Annotated in this window: 5 protein-coding genes; 1 reads left to right on the forward strand and 4 read right to left on the reverse strand. The window is 72.6% G+C overall.

Going from position 1 to position 4,208, the window contains the following annotated elements; translation table 11 throughout:
• On the forward strand, positions 1-689 hold a 689-nt coding region (locus G3N62_RS34530), incomplete at its 5' end, for an MFS transporter (RefSeq protein WP_206141495.1).
• Between the two features lie 26 nt (positions 690-715).
• On the opposite strand, the gene cobM is transcribed toward G3N62_RS34530, so the two are convergent.
• The 4 genes from cobM to cbiT all read right to left on the reverse strand — a co-directional run.
• The gene (cobM, locus tag G3N62_RS34535; RefSeq protein ID WP_034186888.1) at positions 716-1,444 is read right to left on the reverse strand and encodes a precorrin-4 C(11)-methyltransferase; all 729 of its coding nucleotides are present in this window, start codon (positions 1,442-1,444) and stop codon (positions 716-718) included.
• A gap of 43 nt (positions 1,445-1,487) precedes the next feature.
• The gene (locus G3N62_RS34540; protein WP_124669071.1) at positions 1,488-2,219 is read right to left on the reverse strand and encodes a cobalt-precorrin-6A reductase; all 732 of its coding nucleotides are present in this window, start codon (positions 2,217-2,219) and stop codon (positions 1,488-1,490) included.
• Complete coding sequence (locus G3N62_RS34545) at positions 2,216-3,304, reverse strand: cobalt-precorrin-5B (C(1))-methyltransferase (RefSeq protein ID WP_124669072.1); 1,089 nt, start codon at positions 3,302-3,304, stop codon at positions 2,216-2,218. The genes G3N62_RS34540 and G3N62_RS34545 overlap by 4 nt, the downstream gene beginning before the upstream one ends.
• On the reverse strand, positions 3,304-4,208 hold a 905-nt coding region (gene cbiT / locus G3N62_RS34550; RefSeq protein WP_206141496.1), incomplete at its 5' end, for a precorrin-6Y C5,15-methyltransferase (decarboxylating) subunit CbiT. The genes cbiT and G3N62_RS34545, both read right to left, overlap by 1 nt.

A 4,208-nucleotide genomic window follows, 5' to 3' on the forward strand; every position in this document is an offset into this window, starting at 1 on the left:
TGCTGGCCGGCTGGGCGCTGCCGGCCGCGGTGGCCGCGCTCGCATGGCCGCTCGCCAGCCGCGGCGGCGACGGCTTCGCCGCCGGGCCGGTCTCGACGTCGAATGCACGACCGTCGCATTCGGCGCGTGCGTGGCGGCTCGCGCTGTTCTTCGGGATCGCGACGGGCGCCTACACGCTCGTGCTCGCTTGGCTGCCGCCGTATTACATGCGGCTCGGCTGGTCGCCGACGGCGGCCGGCAGCCTGCTCGGCGGCGTGACGCTCGCGGAAGTTATCGCGGGGCTGACGATCTCGGCAACGATCGACCGCCTGCCCGACCGCCGGCCCGCGCTGCATGCGGCGATCGCGTCGCTGTTCGCGGGGTTGCTGGCGATGCTGGCCGCACCCGACGCGTTCGCGCTGCCGGCCGCGCTGCTGCTCGGCGCGGGGATCGGCGCGCTGTTTCCGCTGTCGCTGATCGTCACGGTCGACCATGCGGCAACGCCGGCCGACGCTGCATCGCTGACAGGGTTCGTGCAGGGTGTCGGCTATCTGGTCGCCGGGTTGTTCCCGTTCGCGGCCGGGCTCGTGCGCCAGCATCTCGCGGACCTGACGCCCGCGTGGATCGCGATGGCGTGCCTGTGTGTCGCGCTGTTCGCGCTGGCGGCCGGGTTTGCGCCGCGGCTGGCGCGGCAGACGGCGCAGGCCTGAGCGGCCCGTCCGCCGGGCCGGCGTGATCAGCCCGCGCTCGCGTACAGCGTCGAATCCGCGAACCCGTCGGCATCGAGCACGCGCCCGATCAGGATCAATGCGGTGCGCTCGATCTGCGTGCCGCGCACCTTGTCGACGATGTCCGCCAGCGTGCCGGTCACGCGCTCCTCGTCGGGCCAGCTCGCGCGATAGATCACCGCGACCGGGCAATCCGCGCCGTAGTGCGGCAGCACTTCGTCGACGATGCGCGCGAGATGGCGCACGCCGAGATGGATCGCGAGCGTCGCGCGGTGCGCGGCGAGCGAACCGAGCGCCTCGCCTTCCGGCATCGTGGTCTTGCCCGCGAAGCGCGTGAGGATCACCGTCTGCGCGACGCCGGGCAACGTCAGCTCGACGCCGAGCGTCGCCGCGCACGCGGCCGTCGCCGTCACGCCCGGCACGATTTCGTACGGAATCCCGAGCGCCTTCAGCCGGCGGATCTGCTCGCCGATCGCGCCGTACAGCGACGGGTCGCCCGAATGCACGCGTGCGACGTCCCGCCCTTGCGCATGCGCGTCCGCGAGCAGCGCGACGATCGCGTCGAGGTCGAGTTCGGCCGTGTTGACGACCTGCTCCGCGCGATGACCGTCGAGCACGGCCGCGGGCACCAGCGAGCCCGCATACAGGATCACCGGGCACGTACGCACGAGGCGCTGGCCCTTCACCGTGATCAGCTCGGGGTCGCCGGGCCCCGCGCCGATGAAATACACCGTCATCGAAAATTCTCCGTCAATACGTTGGATGATCCGCTGCGCGGCGTCAAACGCGCGCGGCCGGATCGAGTGCGTCGAGCAGTGCCGCGACCGAATCGAACGCCCGGTCGGCATCGGGCAGCGACGGCCGGCGCAGCATCACGACCGGCACCCTGCGTTCGCGCGCGACATCGAGCTTGGCCTCGGTGGCCGCTCCGCCACTGTTCTTGCTGACGACGACGTCGATGTCCGTCAGCGCGAACAGCGCACGTTCGCCGTCGAGCGTGAACGGCCCGCGCGCGGCGATGACCTGCGCATGCGCATTGCCGGGATGCGCGTCGAGGCAGCGCACGAGCCAGAACTGGTGCGGCGGGATCGTATCGAGGTGCGCGAGCGGTTCGCGGCCGAGCGTGAACAGCGGCCGCCTGAACGGCGCGAGTGCGGCCTCGATGCCGGCCCAGTCGTCGACCATCCGCCAGTCGTCGCCCGGTTGCGGCGTCCAGGGCGCGCGGCGCAGCGCCCATAGCGGTACGCCCGCGTCGCGCGTCGCGGCAGCGGCGTTCGCGCTGATTTGCGCGGCATACGGATGCGTGGCGTCGATCACGAGGCCGATCTCGGCGTCGCGAAGATACGCGGCCAGCCCGGCGGCCCCGCCGAAGCCGCCGACGCGCACGTCGCAGCGCAGGTCGTCCGGCACCTTGCCGAGACCGGCCAGGCTGTAGACGTGATGCGGGCCGAGCGCGCGTGCGATCTTCAGCGCGTCGCCGGTGCCGCCGAGCAGCAGGATGCGCATGCTCATCGCGCTTCCCCGACGAAACGGCCCTGCCGGTCGATCGCGAACATCTCGACGGCGACCGACGGCGGCACGATGTCGCGTGCGACCCGCAGCGCCTGCGCGCAGACGAGATCGCCGAGCGGCACGCCGTCGGCCAGGGCGAGCTTCAGCGCTTCCTGGCTCGTGTTCGCGGCGCGCATCGCGGCCTGCAGCGCCTCGCTCGCGCCGGCTTCAGCCGCCCATTGCGCGAGCAGCGGCAGGTCGATGCTCGAATGGCGGCTGTGCAGGTCGAGATGGCCCGCCGCGAGCTTGCTGAGCTTGCCGAATCCGCCGCACATCGACAACCGCGCGACCGGTGCGCGGCGCAGGTGCTTGAGCACCGCGCCCGCGAAATCGCCCATCTCGATCAGCGCCATGTCGGGCAGGCCGTAGTGCGCGCGCATCGCGTCCTCGCTCGCGTTGCCCGTGCACGCGGCGATATGCGCGATGCCGTTGGCGCGCGCGACATCGATCCCCTGGTGGATCGATGCGATATAGGCCGAACACGAGAACGGCCGCACGATGCCCGTCGTGCCGAGGATCGACAGCCCGCCGACGATGCCGAGGCGCGGGTTCATCGTCTTCAGCGCGAGCGCCTCGCCGCCCTCGACGCCGATCGTCACGTCGAAGCCGCCTGCGTAGCCGTGCTCGGCTGCGAGGGCCTCCAGATGCGTCGTCATCATCTGGCGCGGCACCGGGTTGATCGCCGGTTCGCCGACCGGCAGCGTCAGCCCCGCGCGCGTGACCGTGCCGACGCCCGGCCCCGCGTGAAAGCGCACGCCGGGCGTGGCCGCGAGCGCGACACGCGCGAAGATCAGCGCGCCGTGCGTGACATCCGGATCGTCACCGGCATCCTTGATCGTGCCGGCTTCCGCGCTGTCGGCCGTGAGGCGGCAGAACTCGAGTCGCATCATCACGCGCTGCCCTTTCGGCAGCACGATCTCGACCGCGTCGTCCGCCCGGCCCGCGAGCAGCAGCCGCGCGGCCGCGAGCGACGTCGCGGTCGCGCAGCTGCCGGTCGTGTAGCCGAACCGCAGCGGCGCGGGCTGTTCGGGGGTTTCGTCGCGCATCACGCGTCCGTTGCGTTCGCCGGGTTCGATGCGCCGGCTGTGTCGATCGCATCGGCCGTCTCGACCCTGTCGGCCGCGTCGGGCTTGCGCACGTCGTACAGCGTGACGGGCAGCGGCTGGCGCCACGTGTCGAAGCGGCCGAGCGGTTCTGCATGCGCGAGCGACACGCGCGTGAGCGTGCCGCCGTGCGCGTCGCGCCACGCGGCGAGCGCCATCTCGCCCTGCAGCGTGACCGCATTCGCGACGAGCCGGCCGCCGGGTTTCAGCGCGGCCCAGCACGCGTCGAGCACGCCGGGCGCCGTCGCACCGCCGCCGATGAAGATCGCGTCGGGCGTGGCGAGTCCTGCCAGCGCGTCGGGCGCGCGGCCCGCGACGAGCTGCAGGCCCGGCACGCCGAGTGCGTCGCGGTTGTGTTCGATGAAGCGCTGCCGTTCCGCATGCGCCTCGACCGCGATCGCCTGGCAGGATGGATGCGCACGCATCCATTCGATGCCGATCGAGCCACTGCCCGCGCCGACGTCCCACAGCAGCTCGCCGGGTGCGGGCGCGAGGCGCCCGAGCGTCATCGCGCGCAAGTCGCGCTTGGTGAGCTGGCCGTCGTGGCGGTATGCATCGTCGGGCAGGCCCGGCGTGAGCGCGCGGCGCGGCGCGTCGGGGCCGGCCCGGCAGTCGAGCGCGACGAGATTGAGCGCGGCCGTTTCGGTGACTTTCCAGTCCTGCGCGAGGCCGTCGACGCGCCGTTCGAGCGGGCCGCCCAGATGTTCGAACACGCTGATGCGCGTCGGCCCGAAGCCGCGTGCGGCGAGTTCGGCCGCGACGGCGGCCGGCGTGCGGCCGTCGGCGCTCAGCACGAACAGGCGCCGGCCCGGCAGCAGATGACGCGCGAGCGTCGCGAGCGGACGGC

The sequence above is a fragment of the Burkholderia sp. Tr-20355 genome (assembly GCF_017104685.1).
Lineage (GTDB): Bacteria > Pseudomonadota > Gammaproteobacteria > Burkholderiales > Burkholderiaceae > Burkholderia > Burkholderia seminalis.